This window comes from Pectobacterium betavasculorum (genome assembly GCF_000749845.1).
Taxonomy (GTDB): domain Bacteria; phylum Pseudomonadota; class Gammaproteobacteria; order Enterobacterales; family Enterobacteriaceae; genus Pectobacterium; species Pectobacterium betavasculorum.
Map to the genome: position 1 here is coordinate 1 of NZ_JQHM01000074.1, position 351 is coordinate 351.

The 351-nt window shown below is 58.1% G+C and carries 1 protein-coding gene; it reads left to right on the forward strand.

Translation table 11 applies throughout. The features are described 5' to 3' along the window. Positions 1 to 351, forward strand: a 351-nt coding sequence (locus KP22_RS21160; RefSeq protein ID WP_039326445.1) for an Ig-like domain-containing protein, incomplete at both ends; no start/stop codon positions are given.

The window sequence follows — 351 nt, forward strand, 5'->3', positions numbered from 1 at the left end:
ATAATGACGTCAAAGCCGGTGATGCAGTGACAGTAACCGTCGGCACCGAGACCTACCAGACCACGGTGAATGCCGATGGCAAAACCTGGAGCGTGAATGTGCCGGGCGCGGTGCTGGCCGCCAATGGTGAGGTGAGTGCGACGGTCACCACCCGTGATACGGCGGGTAACGTGACCACCGCAAACTCTACTCACGCTTATGGCGTGGATACCGTCGCACCGACCGCGTCGATTACTATCGACGATGTCACCTCAGATAACGTGATTAATGCCAGCGAGTCGGGTCAGACGATTGCGGTCACCGGCAAGGTCGATAATGACGTCAAGGTTGGTGACGCGGTGACAGTCACCG